Source organism: Candidatus Schekmanbacteria bacterium, from assembly GCA_016219965.1.
GTDB lineage: Bacteria > Schekmanbacteria > GWA2-38-11 > GWA2-38-11 > J061 > JACRJM01.
The window spans coordinates 35,749-57,748 of record JACRJM010000015.1 but is presented as its reverse complement, the minus strand read 5'-3'; the positions used below and the strand labels follow the sequence as shown (position 1 = coordinate 57,748).

Below are 22,000 nucleotides of genomic sequence, written 5' to 3'. Positions count from 1 at the left end.
CCATAATTTGTTTTTTAATTTGCAATATTTTGCATATATAAATAATGTATCTTTTTATGGGAATTTAAAAAGCTTATATACTTGATATTATTACAAATATTTTTACTTAAATAGCAATTCACCTGTTTTACCATTAAGAGTAAGTCTTTTTATTTTCTGACCTTTATCATTACTAAATTCACCCGGTAAATTTACCAGCTTTACCATATTGTTAAAATTAACCACAACTAACCCATTTTTATATTCTCTCATTCCTATCCCATTATAATTAGAATATTCATTTAAGGGCTCCCCTAAATCTTTTTCATAAAAATCAAACCACGTAATCGTTTTATAATCAATTTGATAAGAAAAAAAAGAATTCTCTCCATCCAAAGCCAACAAATAGAGGCAATAGAGAGTTTTTGCGTCTCTTGCAGAGTTACCTCTGCTGAGACACAACGTATATTTATTTTTTTTATTCAGTATTCTCAGAAGATCAAGAAATTTTGGAGCTTCTTCGTTAATTTGCTTGCCGTTATCAAAAAAATTTTCTTTCATCGCACCATCACAAGCATCAACGAAACTTATACTCGCTGTCATAGCATCCATACCATTATTATTTTTTATTAAACCAAACAATTTACTATTATCATCTCCTGATATTTGGTTAAAAACCACAATACTTTTTTTACCAACTGCTGCTTTCACTTTTTCTAACAATTTTATAGATCCCTTTTGCCAATTAGAATTATCAATCCCCACTGGAAATCCAGAATATTTGAATGGATTTTTATAACCAAAGACAACCCCAATATTATCGAGAAAAATACCATCATATCCAGCTACAATTATTTTTTTACACTTATTCGCTAACCATTCCTGATAGCCTTCTTTTGTCTTATCCATTCCAAATCTTTTATTCGTTTTATTGACATAGACATTTATTCTTCTCCCATTTCCATCATGTAGAAACCAATCTTCATGTTTATTCAGTTCCATAAACTCTTCATTGCCTGCATCACTGCTCATTGTTTCGCAGTATCCTAAAATGATAATTTTTTTGTTTATTTCTTCTAATATAGATGGAATTTTAGGATATGAAGTTGGTGACAAGATCATCAAATCACAAAGATTCGCCGAATTGCATAGTTTCTTATTATCTACTTTACCGAGAGCTACTGCAAAAAACTTAGGTGTAGACGCCATTTTAGAGTTCGATGAATCATTCCACTTATCATTACCAATAACAGTTTCACACAAAATAATCGCAGCAAAGAATAATTGCAAAAAAATTTTTAGAAATAGTCGCATCAATTTATTGTTTTAGCTTTCCTTCTTAACTATATTTGATGCTATTTCAGATTGATAGACATTCTTAACTGACACAGCTATGGCAATTAGCAAATATAAAATTCTGCTATATTGTTCTGACAGCATAATCAAACAAAGCAGAAAGGCTATTAATCCCATTCGAACGGATTTTGCAATAATATGGATTGAATAATATTGCGGATAGTCTTTTAGTTTTCTTTCAATCAACCAGGAATCTTTTATTGAAAGCAAAATTAACAACGCAAAACTACCTACAGCAAATATTCCCATCTCCGACCATACTTGAAGGTAAGCATTGTGAGCAACATGCTGTGTGTCTGCATCACTATCATACATAAAAACATCCTCTTGTGCCTTTAAAAAAGTATTAATTCCTGTACCAAAAAATGGATATTCTTCTATAATCTGGAATGCAGCCTTCCAGTGAATCATCCGTCCACCAAGAGCCTTGTCTTCTGTTGATTCAACCTGTGAAGATATTGTGTCAAACCTTTCCCACGTTCTTTTATGCGTAAATGGTATTGCAATAAGAATTGCTGCAAGTACACAAAATACAATTTTTGTTTGTTTTTTCTTATCCCATAAGATCATTATAATTATTAGAGCAAGACCTACAAACCCCATACGGGACCTTGTTCTAAGTATCCCTAACATTGTTGCAAAGATGGCAACAATTAAAAAAAAGTTCTTTGCATTTGATTGTTGTCTGTTTAGAGAATAAAATTGAAAAGGGACAAAGGAGAGCATCATCATTGCAAAACCATTTGAACTATCGCCTTCACCAGCAAAAAAAGATCTCAGCCTCCAACCTTCACCGCGGGAGCCATGAATGCCTAACTTCGCAAATAACATAGTTAAAATAATATTTAACGAAATAAATACAATAAGAATCCAAATAAATTTTTTAAGCAAATCCGAGGAATTTACTATAGAAATAATTGCGAAGTAGAGTAAAATACATTTTAATAGAAAAAATATAATCCCCTTGCTCATATCCCACTCAATGGAATTAAAAGCCGAGAATAATGCCAATAGATAAAACATTACAAACAGACAACTTTGCGAGGTTTTAAAAAAGTTTTTAATAATTGCAGTAGCAGAGCTTAAAAAAACAAATAAGCCAGAGAAAAATGCAAGTCTTAGCGGCTTTAAGAAAGTAAAAATATTTTGGGGGTCAAAGAATATAAAAACAAGGAATAAGACAAGAAACATAAATTGACTATTCAAACTCTGATTTCATCCTTTTTTTGAATAATATCATTTATAACTTTTGATAACATATTAGTAAGGTTTTTCGCATCATAAATCTCTATAGACCCTTTATCGCGACCCTTATAGTTGCCTATTAAATATTCATCATAAAAAAGTGAAATGGCTTCAGAGATACCTCTAATATTTTTTGGTGCAATTACTATTCCTGCGGAATTACGTCTAACTATATCAGCTAATTCTCCTTCCGGTGATATAGATAAAATAGGTCTTCCAGACCCTAAGTATTCAAATATTTTACCTGGAATAAATAAAGATTTATCTTCATCAGTTGTAAGAGTGACAAGAAGAAGATGCGCAGCTATGATGTACTTAATTGTTTCATTATGAGGCATTAGACCCTTCAAAAACACCACATCATTTAAATTATTTTTCCCCACTTCATTAACATGTTCAGAATTAAAAGGTCCTATTATCACTACCTGAATATGATTTCTTATTTCTTTTCTCAGTTCAAAAAGCTTATTTAGGGCTATTAAAAAAGGAGTTAGTGAATGAAAACTATAAAGGACACCTGTATAAACTATTGTAAATTTCTCATAATTTACAATATCTATGTTTTTAAAATCTTCAGAATCATATCCGTTCGTTATAACATGATATTTTTCAGGTGAAATATCTGGGTATCTTTTCTTAAAATCATCTACTAGAGCTTCGGTTGTTGTTACTATTGCATCTGCATTCTCCAAAACCTTTTGTTCCATTTTTTTAATTATATTTTTAATACTTTTAAACTTCCATTTTATTATTGGGTTGCTAACCCATGGATCTCTAAAATCTGCTATCCATGGTTTTTTTAGTATTCCTTTTAAACACATACCTATTAAGTGAGTTGAAAATGGAGCACCAGTAGTATAGATAACATCATATTTTTTTTTACAATTTATACGTAAAGCTTTTAATATTGCTATTGGAACCCACCAAACTTGGCTATCAGGAAGAAAGAATATTGCTTTAACTAATTGTTGAAAGGTTTTAAATGAGTTTTTCTTTTTATTTTTAGATTTAATAGTTTGTTGATCAGATATTTTATTTTTGCAACTCTTTATTCTAAAACAATTGATTATCCACCCTATCATATTGCTGCGATAAACATTTATATTATTTGGAACTTTAATTGTATAATCAAAACTTATTTTTTTATCATAATATTTCTTTTTTACTGTTAGTATGTCAGGCTCAAAACCGAGAGCAGGTAAATATTTTGTAAACCTAAGTATCCTAAAAATTGCAGCTGTACTAGCTGGCGGAAAATAGAACGTTATCATCAATATTTTTTTCATATAGCCTGTTATTGTTTTAACTTATATATTTTTATAATTCTTCCCTGGTCCTCAAAAGCTTTCAGTAAAACAGATGTTGATGTAAGTGAATTATAAAAGCTAACTACGTTCGGATACATTTTCTTTTTTTTCAGACTCCATGAAGGGACTTCTATTTCATCAGACAATACAAAATAATCATATTTTTTTAATTTATAGTACTCAATAGGTTCAACATTAAATCCACTTTTAGTAGAAGTTAAATAATACTTTTTACTTTTAATTAAGCCCAATTTATTAGCCTCAATTTTAAGTTTATAATATTTTTCCAACCCTTTCAGGCTTATTCCCCAAATTCCGCTATTTCTGTTTTCTATTTTCTTTTCTTCTAAACTGTTTAGACTATCTTCTAAAGGTGCAGCCTTAGTCATAGAAACATTATTTCCTGAAAGCAATATTCTCGAATTTTCAGGGATATTTGTTTCAATCCACTCCTTTGCAGCAATTCTAACATCTTTTTTGCTCGTTTTAATTTTGTACTCTATCAAGTTATATGAAGGTGAAATGATTAAAACTGCAACAACACAAATACATTTAATATTGTAATTTAAACCCTGCAGATAAGACTGAAAACACACATTTACAGTCCTTGCACCCAACAAAACAACAAGAGGAATGATAGGAATTAAATATCTATAATATGGTAAATTTGTTAATCCCAACAAAAAATAAAATGGTATTATAAATAACAAAATAATAATATCAGTCTTGGAATGTATATAAGAAGCAAATATAACTCCTATAAAGCAAATAATTCCTAATATCAAACCTAAGCTAAAAGAAAATATATTTTTTAAATAAAATATATGGCCAGCACCAAAACCAATAAGAGTATCACTATATATTGATGGCCATTTAAGCTGATAAATAAAATGTTCGTAAAATGTATGATAATCTATAATAACGTATGGATTAGTTATAACGAAAGTTAAACCCATAACAGACGTGCTTATGAATATTTTTTTATCTAAAATGCGAGATTTAGTATTAGAGACATAAAAATAATGACTTGCAATTAATGGAATTATTAACAAACCACTATAATATTTTGTACCTAGAGCTAATCCGGATAACATGCCGGCTTTAATATAGTTTTCTATTTTTCCTTCTTTGCAAACTCTTAATATATATATAAATGAAAAACATATAAAAAAAGTAGTTGGAATTTCTCCTTTGGGAATGAAATATGTTGCATGCGCAACAGAAACTGATAGAAGAATTGATGATATTAAACCAGTTGAACTTCCATAGTTTTCCTTCCCTATAACATAAATCAAAAAAAGAGTTGTAGTTCCTAATAAAACAATAAAAAGTCTTGCAATTAAATAAAAATTTGTTGGATCTGAAATAAACTCTAATTCAAAGTCATGTACTGATGAAATAGCTCCAACTGCATAAGAAATGCAATAATATATCCCAAAGAGTATAAAGAGAATATATTGATGGGTTGCTGGATGTTTAAAATTATGAGGATTTAAATCACCACTACCAAAAGCAACTGCTCTGTTTACATTCATCTGTTCATCTGGATCTGGAAGAAAAGGCAAATTATGATAGATATTCCATACCCTTAAAATAAATCCAACAACCATTATCAAACAAAGAAGAATAATTTCTTTTTTTCTGTTACTCATTATTTCTCTAATTTTTTTTAATCGATACATAGGTAAATCTTCTCACGTCACTTTCAATTTAAATTTTTCTATAAACTGAAAGGACAGTTCCCTAATTGATTTTATTTCTGCAATGCTGAAGTATTTTAAAAAATATAGTATAATTGGATATATAGATAAAAGCAGTAACTTACATAAAAAATCATTTAATATATTTTCAGATTTTATAATAAATGAAAGAGAAATACTTACTGTAAACGCAAAAACTACTTTAAAAACTTTATTCCAGTCATATTTTATAGGATAATATTTTTCATTTATTTTTTGTGCGACTATTATCATAAATACATAGGACGCAAATGTAGCAACTGCAGCCCCCATCATACCATAAGAAGGTATTAAAAGATAATTTAATAAAAGGTTAAAAAACGCTGAACTGCCAATTGTTATAACATTTAATTTGGTTTTTCTTGTAACCTCAATCCCCACATTTAAAACAAAAAGTACTCCGTATAAAATAGACGAAGATACAATTAAGAAAACAGCGTCATTAGCCCTCCAAAAAGCTTTTGGTGTTATTAAATGAATTACAGGCCCTGTAAATAAAATTAGCCCCAATCCTCCAAATGCAATAAATAGCGAATAAATATTCATAAATTTGGAAAACGATTCCCTTGCATTTTTCTCCTTTGCCAAAGGAAAATAAATTGATGGCCATACAAGCATAAATGGATTGACAAATAAAAGATCAGCTATTTTTGAAAATTTATATGATAGCGAATACAGACCAAGCTCTGTTTGTGAAGAATAATATTGAATAAAAAATCGATCTGAGACCGTTATAATCCAGAGAAATATTCCTGAAGGAACATAGGGTAGACCAAAAGACAACATTCGTTTAAGTTTATCAAATGAAAATGAAAATATTATATGTTTTTTAATTACGATAAATGTTATTAATGATGTTGTTATTGAAACAATGACATTCGCGTAAAATACTCCATTAGCTCCTAATCTTTGATAGACTACGAAAAAGATATTCAAACTAACCCCTATAAGAAATTGTGTGAAATTAATAATTGAAAAAGTAATAGATTTTGAATTAGCTCTAAGTACTTGAAATGGGATATAAGTAGAAACTCTAAAAAATCCAGATATGAAAGTTAATGATAAAAGAAAATTATATTTAGAATCTGAAAATACTATTATGCTTATTTTTTCTGATAGTAGATACAACAAACTGAAAATAACGAATGCAGAAAAAACCGTATAAAAATACGCTGTAGTTACTACCTCCTTTCTTTCTATATCATTATCCCAGTCAAATGAATAAGCTCTAAAAAAAGATGATGTCATCCCTTGAACCGAAATAAGAATCATCATGTTTAAATTTATTGACAGAAGTTCAATAATTCCATAATCGGCGGGACTAAGATACTTTGTATATAGAGGGATAAGAAGAAATCCTATTGATTTTTCTAAGATATCACTACACGCGTATATCGCTGAATGTTTTCCAAGTTTTTTTAATATTTCTAACATAAATTAATTATCTAACTATAGATTTATTAATTTTTTATGAGAATTATTACTTAGCAAGCCAGCAATATTAACCTTATCATTGAAAGAATAGTTATTAATGATGAAATCAATAGAACTAAAGTTTATATGTTTTAAAAGCTTTATTATTTTCTCCTCCATTTTCTTTAGACCAATTTTGTGTCTTAAATTAGTTAGCTTACTTCCAGAATCTATAAATGGTTGGTTTGGATCAAGCTCCCACGGATGAAAATAAATAACTCCTGGAATATTACATAAATTAATTCTCTTCAGTTGCCATATCATTAGGCGTACTGGTAGAAGTCTCATATAACCTCCTCCTCCAAGCGGTAAGTTTTTTCCAAAAAACCTATACGTAAGTGGAGGAAATTCAAATATTGTTTTCCCATTATTTAGATAAATTTTATAAGGGTGAAAACGTGCTGATGGAATCCCATAGCGATCATGATAAATAGGAAATACACTTGAGTCATATTCAAATCCTTCTTCAGACAATATCTCTAAAGCCCAAATCGAGTTATGTGTAATGGAAAAACTCGGGGCTCTATATCCTTTTATTTTTACTCCAACCAAATTTTCTAATATAGATTTTGATTTTCTTAAATCATTTCTGAATTCCTCAGGAGTAAAATTATAAATTATTGAATGCTTATAACCGTGACTTGCGATTTCATGACCTTTTTCCTTAATTTGTCTTACTATCTCAGGAAACTTTTCAGCTATCCACCCAAGTATGAAAAAAGTTGCTTTTGTTCCTGATTCATCAAGAAGATTAAGGATCTTTAAGGTATTTGTTGTAACGCGAGATTGATAATTTCCCCATTCGCTGTATGAAACCACATGTTCAAAAGCACTTACCTGATAATAATCTTCAACATCAATAGTAAGGGCATTATGGGTAGATATAGGAAGCACCTTGTATTATTTATCTTTCTTTTCCACTCAGAACAACCATAATCGTTCTAAGCAGTATATATATATCTAATATAAGAGATATGTTTTGGATATAATATAAATCGTATTGAAGTTTTTCTAGAGCATCCTCAACTGAATCTCCATAATGATATTTAACCTGAGCCCATCCTGTGATACCTGGTTTAACAGCAAATCTTAGAGAATAATATGGTATTTGTTTTTTTAATCTTTCAATAAAAAAAGGCCTTTCCGGCCTCGGCCCCACAAAGGTCATTTCACCTTTTAAAACATTTAGAAGCTGAGGAATTTCGTCCAGCCTTGTCGGTCTCAATAACCTTCCAACACGGGAAACACGTGAATCATTTTTCATTGACCAAACAGGACCTGATTCTTTTTCAGCATCTTTTGTCATTGAACGAAATTTTATTAGTTTAAATGGTTTCTCATTAAGCCCTAGACGTTCTTGAACATAAAAAACTGAACCGTCTGAATCAAGCTTTATAAGTATTGCTATTATTACCATCAATGGTGCCGCAATTATTAATCCTACTATTGTGAGAAAAATATCTATTATTCTCTTAACCTTAAATACAAAAGGCTTTCTTATTCTTTCAAAACCATTTGAAAAAATAAACCAAGAATTCTGAAAATGCCTTACTGGTATCTTCCCTGTAATTTTTCTGTAAAAGTTAGGGAGCTCAATAATTTCAATTCCCATTAATCTACAATCTAAAAGTTCTGTTATTAGGTCTTTGTGCATTTCCTTGTAAGTTGATACAACTACTTTATCTATAGAAAGATCTTTAACGAGTGCCTTTAAATTGTAAGATCCATTAATAACTTTAACTCCCTCTATTTCCGCGGGATCATTGTTATTCTCACTCAAAATACTTTTTATATCATAAGAAGAAAATCGAGAGTAATTTATCTCTTTAATAAGCTCTTCCACAGACCAGTCGTTACCAACTATCAAGATATTTTCTGGTCTCATTGGTTTCCTGGTAATAAAAATAAAGATTTGTCGCCAAACAGGGTATAAAAAAAGAAATATTAGAAACCAATAGAACAATAATTTTTTGTCAATCAGTAGATTAAATGAATATGACCCCATTATAATCAGACACGTTCCCAGTATATCAACCATTGCTATGCGGATCATAAGTCCGATCTTTGTGATCCTAAACTCTAAATTATAAAAATCAAAGAAATAGAGGAAGGAAGTATATACGAGGCAGAAAATTGGGATTAAATACAACTGTTTTGAAATATCATGAAAACTATTATAGCGAATGTAAGCCGCAACACAAAAAAAAATTATTATGTGAATTGTCTCACTTAGAAACAACAAAAATCCCAATAATCGCGTTTTTCTAATCGGGATATTCAGTATAGTGTACATTTTGATACTTCAAGTTAAGATAAAAAAGCAGCAAGTATTATGCCAAGTATAAGCCAGATAGGAATTGATATTATCAGTGTATATATCATTCCCTTAAAAAAACTCAATTGTCCTTCCATCTTTTTCTTTTCAAGGGCTCTATTAATTACAAATTCGAGATCTTCGAAATTCAAGGGTTTTTCTAAATAATCATATGCCCCAAGTTTCAGTAGTTCAACTGCCGATTCAACTGAGCCATAACCAGTCAGAACTATTACTAATATTCCTTTGTCAAATTGAATAGCTCTTTTTGTAAACTCCTTTCCATCCAGTTTTGGCATACGCATATCTGTTATAACAAGATCATAATTTTCCTCTTTAATTTTTTTTAATCCTTCAAACCCATCTGCAGCAGTCTCACAGATATGTCCCATAGTTCCAATAGCTCTAGAAACCGCTTCTCTCATGGTTTCGTCATCATCAATAAACAGAATTTTGCTCAATATTTTCTCCTTAGGGGAAACCCTGTTTCCAACCTACTCTCCTTTTTCATAATCATCATATCCATATGCATATGAATAATAATAAGGATAATATGATGATAACCCGCTAAGATTATTTAGCACAACACCAAGCACTTTCCCTCCTCCAAAAAGTGAAAGACTATGCGAAATAGCTTCCCTAAATGTTTTATTTGCTTTAACTACCAAAATAGACGCATCAACCAAAACAGCAAGAACGCGTGGATCTGTAGTTGGTATTAGTGGAGGTGTATCTATCAGAACATAGTCTATATCTTTTCTCGTTTTAAGATAGCTTAACAACTCACGCATTTTCATTGAGGAAATAAGCTCAGAGGGACTACTTGGAAGTTCACCAGCGGGTAACATTTTTAAATTATCTATAAAAGTATTTCTAACACACGACTCGAATTCCGCTTTATACTGAAGCAAATCGCTAAGTCCATTATCATTTTGGATCCCAAATAATTTGTGCAATGACGGCATTCTCATATCACCATCTATAATTAGAATATTTAATTCTGGTTTCGCTGCTAACATGATGGCTAAATTTGCACATGTAGTTGTTTTACCTTCATCTCTAACTGAGCTCGTTATGCTTAATATTTTGTAATTATTTATTTTAGATTCTGATAACACTTGATTTCTTAAATTTCGGTATTGTTCTGCTATAGGAGAACGTTGATCCATGTTGCATACTAAAATTGAGTTAAGTTGTTTTGAACTATTTACTGCATCTCCTTCTAATTCAACATTCCCAACATCATTATTAATCTCAGGCTTTTTTCTTTTAAATGAAGACATTCGAAATAGATTTAGAAAAACATTTTTTATGCTCATGTATCTATATCCTTAAAATAACTTATGAATTATATTTTAAAAACTCTCTTATAATAAGAGCAAATAACATTAGCAGATAGACAAATCCCAGTAGGGCTGCTCTTATATTATATTTTTTTATCCTCTTAACATCATCATCAAGTAATATTTCGGGAATTGTTCCTAAAATTGGAATTTGGAAAAAAGATTTGGCATCATTAAGTTCTCTTATTGAATGGTCAAAATATTCAAGCAATACAACTATACCTATACCAGCTCCAACTCCTAATAATAATCCAATAAGCATTATTCTTGCTCTATTGGGTTTGATAGGATTAATAGGCGTTAAAGGAGGATCTACTATTCTGTATTTTTCACCTTCTTCATCAGCCTGAAGTTCTTTTGTTATTCTTGCTTCTTCAAGTCTTCTCAAAAGCATTTGATAAATCTCTTCATTTACTTTATAGTCTCTTGTTATTTTTGTAAGTTCCTGTTCCTGTTCCGGTACTGACTTAGCTTTATCAGAATATTCATTAAGCTTATTTTGATAGCTTTGAAGTTTACCATTCAAAGAAGTTATTTCAATTTCTACATCACTTAATGATTCTTTTAATTTTTGATATACGGGGTTTGGTAAAGCCATTTCAGGATTGTCCGGTGTTCCATCAGGAATCTCTCCACTTATCTGTTTCTTAGTGTTTTCTATTATTTTTTTAAGCATCTTAACCTCAGGATAATTTTCTGTATACATAGACATTAGTTGAGCGAGTTTTGCTTCGAGAGATTTTAATCTTTCTCGTGTATCTCCTTGAGGATTGATAAAGGGTTTTTCTTTTTCAATCTGTTCTTCAATTTTCTTCTTTTTCAGAAATGCTACATCAAGCGCTAGTTTTGTTTCGGTATACATTGAGTCGAATTGTGAAAGTTTTGTCAGATTAGAATTTACTTCTCCCGGAAGTTCACCTATGTGCTGTTTCTTAAAATTTTCAAGAGTGTTTTCTGAATCTTCCAAGTTTTTCTTATATTGTTCTGCCATGCCTTTAATAAAATCAAATACTGAGTGACTTTGAGTTCTAGATTCATTCAATGTTGATTCGATAAAATTATCAGTAAGAGTCCTGGTAATCAACATAGCAAGTTTTGGATCTTCATCTTCATATGTTATCTCAAATAAATTAATTCCTTTAACTGTTACATCTATATTGGATCTGATCTTGTTAATCATGTTTTCCATTGCTCTTGGAGTTTTTAAATTAACATCCAGATCTAGTTTTTTAATTACACTCAATAAATTATTTGTACTTATTATTCTTTCATTATAAGTCATTATTTTACTTTTCATATCCTCTCTCAAAACACCTTCACCACCAACCATATTCTTGATAACTTGTTGTTTTTCTATAAGTATTAATGCAGTCGAAACATAAACCTTTGGTAGAAAATAGCTTATGATCGTAACTATCGTAGTCATCAAAAAGAATATAGATAAAAAATAGAACCTTCTCTTATAAAGAATTTCCACATAATCTCTTAAATGTATTTTAGAGGTCTCAGCCATAACACATTATTAAAACAATAAAGTTATATTATAAGTATAGCGGTTCACAATATAATCTCTTATATTAATATTCGAATTCCTATCTGTCCTAAGATAGCGAACTCCTGTCTGCAGCCAACTAAAAGGATGAATAAATATTCCACATCCTAACAGCAAAGTTTTATCATTTCTATTCTGTTCTTCTGACAGAAATTTACTTTTACTGTAATTTACATTAAACATGAATGACATTAATTTTGTAAAAAAAATAGTCCCATCTAATCCTAACCCTTTTGACTTATCCATTCTATTAGCTTGTTTGAAATCTTTCTTATTCGAAAAACCTGAAACTTTTATCACTCCATTTCCTATAAGCCTATATTCAAACCCCACAGTATAATTCTTAAGTTCATATGCATTTTTTTTCGCATTTCTTCTTTCTTCATTATCTTCAAAACCTTTTTTGAAACTTCCAGTTAAATATAAATTTTGAAGTATTGCATATTCGCCATTTGCTTCTAAAAAAAACTCATCGAGGTTTTTTGCAGTTTTATAATCTTTATTCACTACTCCACCTGTAAAAAACAATTTAAGTTTTTTAAGTTGCTCATATGTGAAACCACCCTGGTATGACATTAAATCATAATCAGATGCTATACTCTGGTTTACTGATTCAGCAATAACTTTTCCAAAAATAGAAGTATTATTTGAAATTATTTTATTCAATTGAAGTGAACAACCCACTGTTTCTTTATTATTGATTGAATTAGAATTAATCCTTATATCATCATAATAGGCTTTAAATTCTGTGTTAATTGTTGCAGTATAATCCCTTAGATATGACAAAGAAATATTGAAATCATTTTTTCCAGTAAGGTTACGATTTCTACCTTTAAAGCGATCTGGTTCACGCGTATCTATTGGGATTTCGCTGTAATCATCTTTCAAAAATAACACTACATTATTCAGTGGAGCTATTTGTAATCGAGAATCTAGGGTATGCCTCATTTCGTCATTAACATAGGGTGTGCTTTTCCTATGAAATATTGCCTCACCTGAATAGCTAGTTTCTAAATAATTTTTTTCATTAATTCTGTATGTTAGATCAACAATAGGTCTCACTCTAGTCATGAAATCATCTATTTTTTTTGAACGAAGCAGAAAAACATTGTCATTATATTCTTCATCAACTCCAATAGAACCACGTAAATCAAAACCTCCGGCACAACAATAGTTAGCATTCACCATTAAACAGAGTGATAAAATAATAGCCAACAAAAAAAGTAAAATTGTTTTTCTTATACAGGTCACAGGAATCCTTTTGGCACAATCACAGTATCACCAGGCTCTACAGGAATATTTTTATCTATTTCTCCATCTTCCAATATATCAGCCATATCGACTTTAATTATTTTTTCTTCCCCATCAGCCTTCCTAATTACTTTTGTACCAGAAGAGCGTGCAAAATCAGTAACTCCTCCACTTTCCAATATAACATCAACCAAAGTAAGTCCTTTCCTGTAGCTAACAATACCAGGTTTCTGTACCTGCCCTATTACAGTGATTCGAGAAGAAAATTTATCCTGAAAAAAAAATGTATCATTTGGCTTTAATTCTATGTTTTGTGCCAAATCATTATCATCAATAAGTTTGTTCATATCCACATCAATTTTTTTATTATCACGAAGAATATAAGACTGTTTCAAATCAATATCTTTAATACCACCGATTTTCGCGAAAAACTGAAGAAGATTTACATTTCGTTTAAGAGTAAATTCCCCAGATTGACCTTGACCGTTATATATAACATAGACTTTATATGAGTTGATTTCTCTAAGAGTGACTGTAATATCAGGGACTTCAATAAATTTTGTTAGTTTTTCAATTAGCTTATCTCTCAATTGAAGCGCTGTCATGCCTTTAGCCTGGATATCATCTATAAGTGGCAATGAAATCATTCCATCAGGTCTCACAACAACAACTTTACTTAATTCGGGATTCTTCCAAACTGATATTTCAATAATATCTTCTTCTCCAATTATATATTCGTCTGATGCACGCAAAACACCTACTATAGACAAACAAAAAAATAATAAAATAAACATAACTTTTTTATAATAATTCATCTAATTCCTCCAATTAGAGGTGTAACTCATATCGTGAAAAAATATCAGCTCATTAATATGTACATTTTCAATGATTGAATCTTAATATATAAAAGAATGTAGTCAAGCTAATTAGTTGAATTTTAAAGCAGAAGGTTAAAAGATTGAATATGGAATAATTTGGAAATAAAATTCTACAAAACCGTTTTTACAGGTTATTCTATGAAACTAGATGAAGGATTATCTGAACCACCAAGGGCATTCTTTGCAATAAATGTCAATTCACCCAACGTATCACCATCATCTGGGAATGTACTTACACCAACCTTAACTTTTATTTCGCCAATTTTATCTGAAAGCAATATCAAATCATGAACTTTCGCCTGAATCTTTCTTGCAAAAATAAGAGCTCCATCCTTTTCAGTATCTGGCAATAAAAAAGCAAATTTGTTTTTATCATAAGCAGCCATTATATCTGAGCGTCTTATAAGTTTTCTGGCATCATTTACAGTGGTTCTCATCTTATCCTCTACATTAATTTCATTTATACCATTCCCTTCGCCAAAATCTAATAGCACAATAGAAGTATTACGGTTATATCTTTTTGAATTTTCTATGGTATTTTTTGCATACTCAGTAAAATATTTTTTGTTATAAATACCGGTGGTTTCATCGACATATTTAAGGTTTATACTTCCTAATTCTTTCTTGCAAATAGCTTTCTCTATTATCAGTGCCGCCACCTTTATTAAATCCTCTAGTGCCTCAAAATACTCTTCATCCAAATTCGACTGATCTGTGATATCACTCAAATTTACAACACCAAGCGATGTCCCATTATTTCTTAACGGAACACTTGCAAAAGCACGTCCATTACAGCCAAGATGAGCCATTTTAGAAAATTTCTCATCATTCATTATATCTCTAACAAAAATGGGAGTGCCAGATTTAAAAACATGATTACTGATGCTGTTTTCAGCAAGGTATTTAACATTATTGATGATATTTTTATCTATTCCACGCACAGCCTTTAACTCAAGCCTGCCAGCTTCTTCATCAACAATCGCAATTGAAACTCTTTGAGCATTAAAATACCAGCCAATTTTGTTAGCAACTGTTATTAACAGTTCATTAACATCATTATATTTTTTTAAATCTTCAACAATTTTTTTAAATACAACTTTTTGCTGTCCTATACTTTCTATTTTTTCCTTAATTAAAAAGTTTTCAATTCCTTGTTTCAAATTAACACAGAACTTTGAAATATCATCCATTTGCTCATTATTCGAAATAAAATCAAAAACAAGAATCATTCCCCACATACCGCTTCCAGTTATAACCGGGAAAATAGAAAGTGATTGAGTACCCCACTTAATACCAAATTCCTCAAGCTTACTGGGATCAGTTACTACCAGATATCCAGTTTCTCTGTTCTTTAATTGATCAATAAGATGAGAGGTAGAAGATATACTAACCTGGGAAAATATGCCTTTGCTTTTAAAATCTCTTATGTCCGCTACTGTTTCATATCGATTTTCATTAATCACTAATAGCGATGCATCTTTTATATTAAAATTAGTTGTAATAAAGTTCAGGATGGCAAAATAAAATTTTTCTAATGAGCCAATAGAAGAACAAATTTCCTCCATAGCATCAAAACTTTTCTTAAAAATATATTCACTACGTTTAAGCTCTCTCAAATCTGAAAAAGCAGAAGCAGAACTATTACCGAACTTTTCAATCATCTTAATATATGAATCTATTGCAGAATCTTTCATAAACTTAAGCTCATTTATCGAATTTAATACCTCATCTAAATCTAAGCCATATCTCTCACAGAGTTCAGCATAAGACTCTCTATAGGGAATTGTTGTTAATACTTTACCTCCAGCAACAGCGGCAATTTCACCGTTGTCTAGTAATACTGGAACTGCAAAGTATTCTACTCCCATGTAGCAAGATATTCTCTTTACTTCACGTTCTTCTATGCATTTTAGTATAAGATCATGGCAGGATTTGGAACATTCATCTACAGTTTTATTGAATCTTTTCAGATAGGAACATATTGTCCGCTGATTAAATGACTTAGAATAAGAAACCCCATTCTTACCAATTAACTGCAAAAATATTCCATGTATCTCAGATAAATTTTCTAAGAAATCTTTCCAAAACTCGATAGAGGTTTTATAATTTGATTTCATATACTTTTTTTAATATTAAATCACACAGTATATAAAAATAAAGCAACATTTGTGCCAATTCCCATTAGTATAATTAACATATTGATTTATCAAAGGAAAAATATTGCGTTTTCAAAAAAAAATTTTTTTTAAAAAAAAACTGTCTAAAATTCCGACACTTTTTTGCTACAAATATGTTCAAGTTATAAAATACTATAGATTATCAACAAGTTATAATGTATAAAAGTTCGACGTTCTTACCTATAATTGTCAAATAGCACTTTATCCAAAACAATGTTTTCTTAAAATCAGGTTCTATATTAAGTGTAAATTAAGCTTGAGGATTTACCTACTATTGTATAAGTTAAAAAATTACATTGAGAATAGTACGTATAACAGAACATTTTTAAGGATTAAAAAATATATCAAACATATGACTTAGATGTTTCACATATTATTTAAAAAGTACGTTATCATACCCGATTAGTGAATAAAAATTTCAAACAAAGATAATGGACGAAAAAAGAAAAATATTGATACTTGGAGCTGGGCCTTGTGGATTAAGCGCAGGGTGGAAACTGTCCATAGCAAACAATCATGTAATTTTTGTTGAAAAAGAAGCGCAGGTCGGAGGTCTTTGCCAAACGATAAGGCATGGAGAATATCATTTTGATCTTGGTGGACACAGATTTATAACTCAAAATGTAGAGCTTGCAAAAGAAATTTATAATTTGATGTCTGATGAAGTAATAACGCGTGATAGAAAAAGCACTATAAGACTTCAAGGCAAATATTTTTCTTATCCTCTAGAAGCAAAAGATCTCGTAACAAAACTTAAATTGTCTGTTTCAATAAAATGTTTTTTTGATTATATAGTAGCAACCATATCAAGAAAGCTTTTAAACAAAAAAGATGTTTCATTTGAAGATTGGGTCGTTAACAGGTTTGGAAGATCCCTCTACAACATATACTTTGGTCCTTATTCAGAGAAACTATGGGGAGTAAAACCAACTCTAATATCTTCTGATTGGGCAGCCCAAAGAATTTCCCTTCTAAATCTCTGGGATGTATTTAAAAGACTTTTAGGCAAGAAAAAGAATGCACCTAAAACTTATGCAACAAAATTTTACTACCCTGAGAAAGGGATTGGTAGAATTCCTGAAAGAATGGCAGAAATAGTAAGTGAAAATAAAGGAGATTTTTTTCTCTCTTATAATGTAAAAAAAATAAAACGAAATGGAAACAAAATTACTAGCGTAATTATTTTCTCAGATAACGAGGAAAAAGAAATTTCAGCAGACTTTATAATATCAACAATCCCACTACCTGAATTTATACAAAAGCTTGATCCCCCCGCCCCAGATCATCTCATTCAAGTCTCAAAGAAGATGACCTTCAGGGCGCTAATATTTCTCAATATACTTCTTGATAAGGAAATTGTTTCTGACAATACATGGATATATATACCTGAATCGGAATATCTATTTATGCGTATACAGGAACCTAAAAACTGGAGTCCACACAGTTCACCTGCTCATAAAACTTCTCTAATACTTGAGATAGCATGTAATATTGGAGATAAAATATGGAATGCAGATAAAAAAGCTATTTATGAAAGATGTATAAATGATCTTTCAAAAATAGGATTCAAAGATATAAAAGAAAATACCATAGAATATTTTATTACTAAGACAGAGCACGCTTATCCTATTTATAGACTTGATTACAAGGACCATCTTCGAGCAGCCATACCATTTATAAATTCATTCGAGAACCTAATCTGTTGCGGCAGACAGGGGCTCTTTAGATATAATAATATGGATCATTCCATCGAGATGGGTCTTCTTGCCGCAGAACATATACTATTTGGTCTCCCCAAAACTGAGATTTTAAGGATTGCAAGTGACGAGGAAATTTTTGAGCATGATGCAAGGCAGGCCAAAATAGAAAGCTTAGAATGAAAATAGTTTTAGCGAGACCATCTTATCACACTCATTTAATTACTCCGCCATTGGGATTGGGGTACATTTCAGCATATCTGAAAAAACATGGATTTAATGAAACAAAATTGTTAGATGGACTAAACTATGCCCTTTCAAATGAGAAAATTGCAGATATATGCCAGGAATACGGTTGTGAATTAGTTGGAATCAGTGTGCTAACCGACTATTATCCTGAAGTATGTGATTTAATAGGGCGCTGTAAAAAAAAAGATATAATTACCGTTATTGGTGGTCCACACGTTACAGCAGTACCAAAGAAATCTCTGGAAGAAAGCGGAGCTGATTTTGCAGTAGTCGGCGAGGGAGAAGAATCTATGCTCGACCTTGCAAATCATCTATCATCAGGAACTAAAGCTCCTAGAGATATTAAAGGTGTTTACAAACTTAATAACGGGAATATAAAAGATCGAGAATTTATAAAAGATATTGATTCCCTCCCATTGCCTGATTGGGAACAGATGAACCCCAAGTCTTATGAGAAGGCTCCGCATGGAGGACTAATAAAAAACTTTCCAGTTGCACCAATCATTTCATCACGTGGTTGCCCTTTTGCATGTTCATTCTGTGCGAGCCCTTTTATATGGAAGCAAAAGATAAGATTCAGATCTCCTAAAAATGTAGTTGATGAAATAGAGTTACTTGTAAAAGAATTCGGAGTTAAGGAAATTCATTTTGAAGATGACAACCTGACCCTTAAGAAAAGCCACGTAGAACAAATATGCCAAGAAATTATTGCTCGCAATCTTAAAATATCTTGGGCTACCCCTAATGGTATTCGTGTTGAAACAGTTACGCCTGAATTATTATCACTTATGAAAGAAAGCGGATGCTATTATTTAGCATTCGGAATTGAATCCGGGAATCAGAGAATCCTGGATAATATTCATAAAAAAACAAATTTGGAAATTATTGAATATGCTATAAGAGAATCCAAGAAAGCAGGTATTATAACTCAGGGGTTCTTCATTTTTGGACTTCCAGGAGAAACTGAAGAAACTATAAACGAAACTATAAGATTTGCAAAAAAGATTCCTCTCGATAGGGCTCAATTTCTTCTCTTAGATCTTCTCCCAGGATCAGAACTTTTTCATAAGCTCGGAGCAAGTACTAATCTCTCTCCTTCATCCTATAGAAGTTATCAGGATGTGACATGGATCCCTGAAGGTTTAAGCAGCAAAACACTTCAGAATGCTTCTTCAAAAGCCTTTAGAAGTTTCTTCTTCAGACCGCGTCAAATGCTGACGTTGCTAAAATTTTTCAAGCTTTCACAGTTGAAATTTATTTTACAACGAATAAGCGATTTTAATATTTTTAAAATAAAACACTGAGATATCCCATACCTGAAAATCAAAAGGTAGCAGTAAAGTGAAATGTAACATTAAAAACCTAAATACTTGGGATTGGCTTAAAAACGCTTCAGAGAGACACAACAGAATTAGTAATACTGCAAGAAATATACAGAATAGATTCTACCTAATAATCTCAACAATTGTCGGAGCTACCGTAGGGATTATATTAACATATTTACTAATTAAAACTGTCCCTATCGAAAGTGCTGGATTGATAGAAGCCAAAAAGGTGGGAATAATAAGCAGTGCCGTCAACGCATCGTATCCAAAGGACTTGGAATCATTCTATTATTTTTCAGGGCTATTGATAACAGCCTCAATAGCATTAGTATCTGCTTATATTTGTGCTCTATTACTTTCTAAAAAGAAAAATGCATCAGATATAATCACGTTAAATATACCAATGAGAAACGATAACTTATCCCCAATGGGTTCCAGTATTATACAAAAAGATTATTTTTATTATCTTCTTATACCAGTTGTAATATTTTTTCTAAGTTTCGACATAAATTTCTTTTTTAAAGCATGGTTCGCACCATGGGGCTTCTTCGGTGAGGAGGGTATGCATTATGCGTGGGCAAATGAGCTTGCAAAGGGAAAGGTTCTTTACAAAGACACGTTAAGTTTTTATGGACCGCTAATGTCATACAGCCTTTTGTTAATCATAAAATTGTTTGGTCCTTCAATACTTATTTTCAGAATATTCTGCTATTGCCTCTATTTTTTGGGTTTTATAATTGTATATTACCTTTTTAGAAATATTTTCCAAAGCAAATGGTATTCTATTTTAGCTTTGACTATTTTTATAATAATGTACTTCCCTGTATTGCCAGCCATTCACGATACAACTTTCAGAGCAGCATCAGGGCTAGCCTCGCTTCTTTTCATTTACAAATATATCGATTCTGGGAAAAAGATAAACATTCTTTTTGCAGGAGTCATGGCGGGGATTTCTCTCCTTTTTAGCAATGACGCAGGAATAATTGCTGTTATATCTTGCATGTTTGTTTTGATGCTAAGTAAAAACTTTATCAGAATCCCACGATTCATTTTTGGTCTTATGATTCCACTAATACCTTCCCTAAGTTTTTTTTATGTCACTGGTGCATTGTCCTTTTACATCAGATATATGATAGATATCCCCAAATATTACAGCATTGGACTATTCTCAAGGCCATTCCCTAATTTCGAGAACTCTGTATCAGTTTTCTTAAATTCTCCAAGTTACAAAACAGGTGAAGAACTATTAAAAACCTTAACAGTATACTGGCCAATTATTTTCTTTTTAATTCTATTAATCACTTTATCAGAAAAATTTATTTTTCATATGTGGGAAAAAAAAGACATAAAAATTTTTGGTCTTTTGTTTTTTGGCATTTTATACTTTAAAGTAGCTTTTGGGATGTCAGGTCTCGACAGGAATCTTTTTTGTCTTCCTCCGGGAATGATTCTTGCGGCTCTTTCTATGAAAGAATCAACAATGCTTGCTAAAAATATCATAAATTCAAAAAAAGTCAGGAATAGAATTCCACTTTTTTTTATATATTCCCTATTTTTACTTTTTTTGCTCTCTGGAATTGTTGGCTATATAATATGGCCAGGAGTTGCACCCAGGTTTTTCTTTACATCTCTATCAGAAAAGTTTTCACTAAATTATTTAAGTAAAGAGTCAAATATTATGGAACCTATCAATATTGAAAGAGCTAATAAGATAGAAGCACCTGATGAATGGGCAGAGCATATAAGAAACGTAGTAAATTATATTCGAGACAATACTTCAGAAACTGATTATATATATGCTTTTCCAAGGGAACCTGTTTATTATTTCCTCTGCGACAGGTCTAATCCTACTAGATTCATAAATGAATTTAACGCAGTAACTTCTGATATGAGAAAAGAACTACTTTCTGAACTTGAGGCAAACAAACCGGCGTTTATTATTTACAGCTATCATTATGCTTTGGAAGCACCAATACCTATTGAAAAAAGAGTCCCAGATGTGATTGAATTTATTAACAAAAATTACAATATAGAAAAAGATTTTGGAAAAGCAAAAATATTAAAATTGAAGGGAAGATCATAAGGTGAAATACCGAAAGCAAATATTAGTCATCC

16 protein-coding genes are annotated in these 22,000 nt (G+C 31.0%); 3 read left to right on the top strand and 13 right to left on the bottom strand.

Annotation, left to right across the window (positions count from 1 at the left end):
- Nucleotides 1-102 precede the first annotated feature (102 nt).
- The 13 genes from HZA77_13645 to HZA77_13585 form a co-directional block, all read right to left on the bottom strand.
- Entirely contained in the window at nucleotides 103-1,296 is a 1,194-nt protein-coding gene (locus HZA77_13645) for a hypothetical protein (GenBank protein MBI5376472.1), read from the bottom strand.
- A 9-nt stretch (nucleotides 1,297-1,305) separates the two neighbouring features.
- The gene (locus tag HZA77_13640) at nucleotides 1,306-2,541 is read right to left on the bottom strand and encodes an O-antigen ligase family protein (GenBank protein ID MBI5376471.1); all 1,236 of its coding nucleotides are present in this window, start codon (nucleotides 2,539-2,541) and stop codon (nucleotides 1,306-1,308) included.
- Nucleotides 2,538-3,866: a glycosyltransferase family 4 protein gene (locus HZA77_13635; GenBank protein ID MBI5376470.1), complete on the bottom strand. Its 1,329-nt coding sequence runs from the start codon at nucleotides 3,864-3,866 to the stop codon at nucleotides 2,538-2,540. The genes HZA77_13640 and HZA77_13635 overlap by 4 nt, the downstream gene beginning before the upstream one ends.
- An 8-nt stretch (nucleotides 3,867-3,874) precedes the next feature.
- Entirely contained in the window at nucleotides 3,875-5,539 is a 1,665-nt protein-coding gene (locus tag HZA77_13630) for a glycosyltransferase family 39 protein (GenBank protein MBI5376469.1), read from the bottom strand.
- Nucleotides 5,540-5,581: 42 nt separating this feature from the next.
- On the bottom strand, nucleotides 5,582-7,060 hold the full coding sequence (locus HZA77_13625; GenBank protein MBI5376468.1) for an oligosaccharide flippase family protein: 1,479 nt from the start codon (nucleotides 7,058-7,060) through the stop codon (nucleotides 5,582-5,584).
- Nucleotides 7,061-7,075: 15 nt separating this feature from the next.
- Nucleotides 7,076-7,984: a DUF3473 domain-containing protein gene (locus HZA77_13620; protein ID MBI5376467.1), complete on the bottom strand. Its 909-nt coding sequence runs from the start codon at nucleotides 7,982-7,984 to the stop codon at nucleotides 7,076-7,078.
- Between the two features lie 19 nt (nucleotides 7,985-8,003).
- The gene (locus HZA77_13615; GenBank protein ID MBI5376466.1) at nucleotides 8,004-9,392 is read right to left on the bottom strand and encodes a sugar transferase; all 1,389 of its coding nucleotides are present in this window, start codon (nucleotides 9,390-9,392) and stop codon (nucleotides 8,004-8,006) included.
- 14 nt (nucleotides 9,393-9,406) lie between these two features.
- Nucleotides 9,407-9,874: a response regulator gene (locus tag HZA77_13610; protein MBI5376465.1), complete on the bottom strand. Its 468-nt coding sequence runs from the start codon at nucleotides 9,872-9,874 to the stop codon at nucleotides 9,407-9,409.
- A gap of 33 nt (nucleotides 9,875-9,907) precedes the next feature.
- Nucleotides 9,908-10,732: a CpsD/CapB family tyrosine-protein kinase gene (locus tag HZA77_13605; protein ID MBI5376464.1), complete on the bottom strand. Its 825-nt coding sequence runs from the start codon at nucleotides 10,730-10,732 to the stop codon at nucleotides 9,908-9,910.
- 22 nt (nucleotides 10,733-10,754) lie between these two features.
- Nucleotides 10,755-12,269 (bottom strand): hypothetical protein, encoded by a 1,515-nt coding sequence (locus tag HZA77_13600; GenBank protein ID MBI5376463.1) that lies wholly within the window; start codon nucleotides 12,267-12,269, stop codon nucleotides 10,755-10,757.
- Nucleotides 12,270-12,278: 9 nt separating this feature from the next.
- Nucleotides 12,279-13,559, bottom strand: coding sequence for an outer membrane beta-barrel protein (locus HZA77_13595; protein MBI5376462.1), 1,281 nt, complete (start codon nucleotides 13,557-13,559; stop codon nucleotides 12,279-12,281).
- On the bottom strand, nucleotides 13,556-14,374 hold the full coding sequence (locus HZA77_13590) for a polysaccharide biosynthesis/export family protein (GenBank protein MBI5376461.1): 819 nt from the start codon (nucleotides 14,372-14,374) through the stop codon (nucleotides 13,556-13,558). Before HZA77_13590 ends, HZA77_13595 begins: the two co-directional genes overlap by 4 nt.
- 194 nt (nucleotides 14,375-14,568) lie before the next feature.
- The gene (locus tag HZA77_13585; GenBank protein ID MBI5376460.1) at nucleotides 14,569-16,554 is read right to left on the bottom strand and encodes a PocR ligand-binding domain-containing protein; all 1,986 of its coding nucleotides are present in this window, start codon (nucleotides 16,552-16,554) and stop codon (nucleotides 14,569-14,571) included.
- Between the two features lie 491 nt (nucleotides 16,555-17,045).
- Between HZA77_13585 and HZA77_13580 the strand changes: the two genes are divergently transcribed.
- From HZA77_13580 to HZA77_13570, 3 genes are read left to right on the top strand one after another with little or no spacing between them, the layout of a single operon-like run.
- Nucleotides 17,046-18,494: an FAD-dependent oxidoreductase gene (locus HZA77_13580; GenBank protein MBI5376459.1), complete on the top strand. Its 1,449-nt coding sequence runs from the start codon at nucleotides 17,046-17,048 to the stop codon at nucleotides 18,492-18,494.
- Nucleotides 18,491-19,864, top strand: coding sequence for a radical SAM protein (locus HZA77_13575; protein ID MBI5376458.1), 1,374 nt, complete (start codon nucleotides 18,491-18,493; stop codon nucleotides 19,862-19,864). The genes HZA77_13580 and HZA77_13575 overlap by 4 nt, the downstream gene beginning before the upstream one ends.
- A gap of 37 nt (nucleotides 19,865-19,901) precedes the next feature.
- Complete coding sequence (locus HZA77_13570) at nucleotides 19,902-21,968, top strand: glycosyltransferase family 39 protein (GenBank protein MBI5376457.1); 2,067 nt, start codon at nucleotides 19,902-19,904, stop codon at nucleotides 21,966-21,968.
- Nucleotides 21,969-22,000 lie beyond the last annotated feature (32 nt).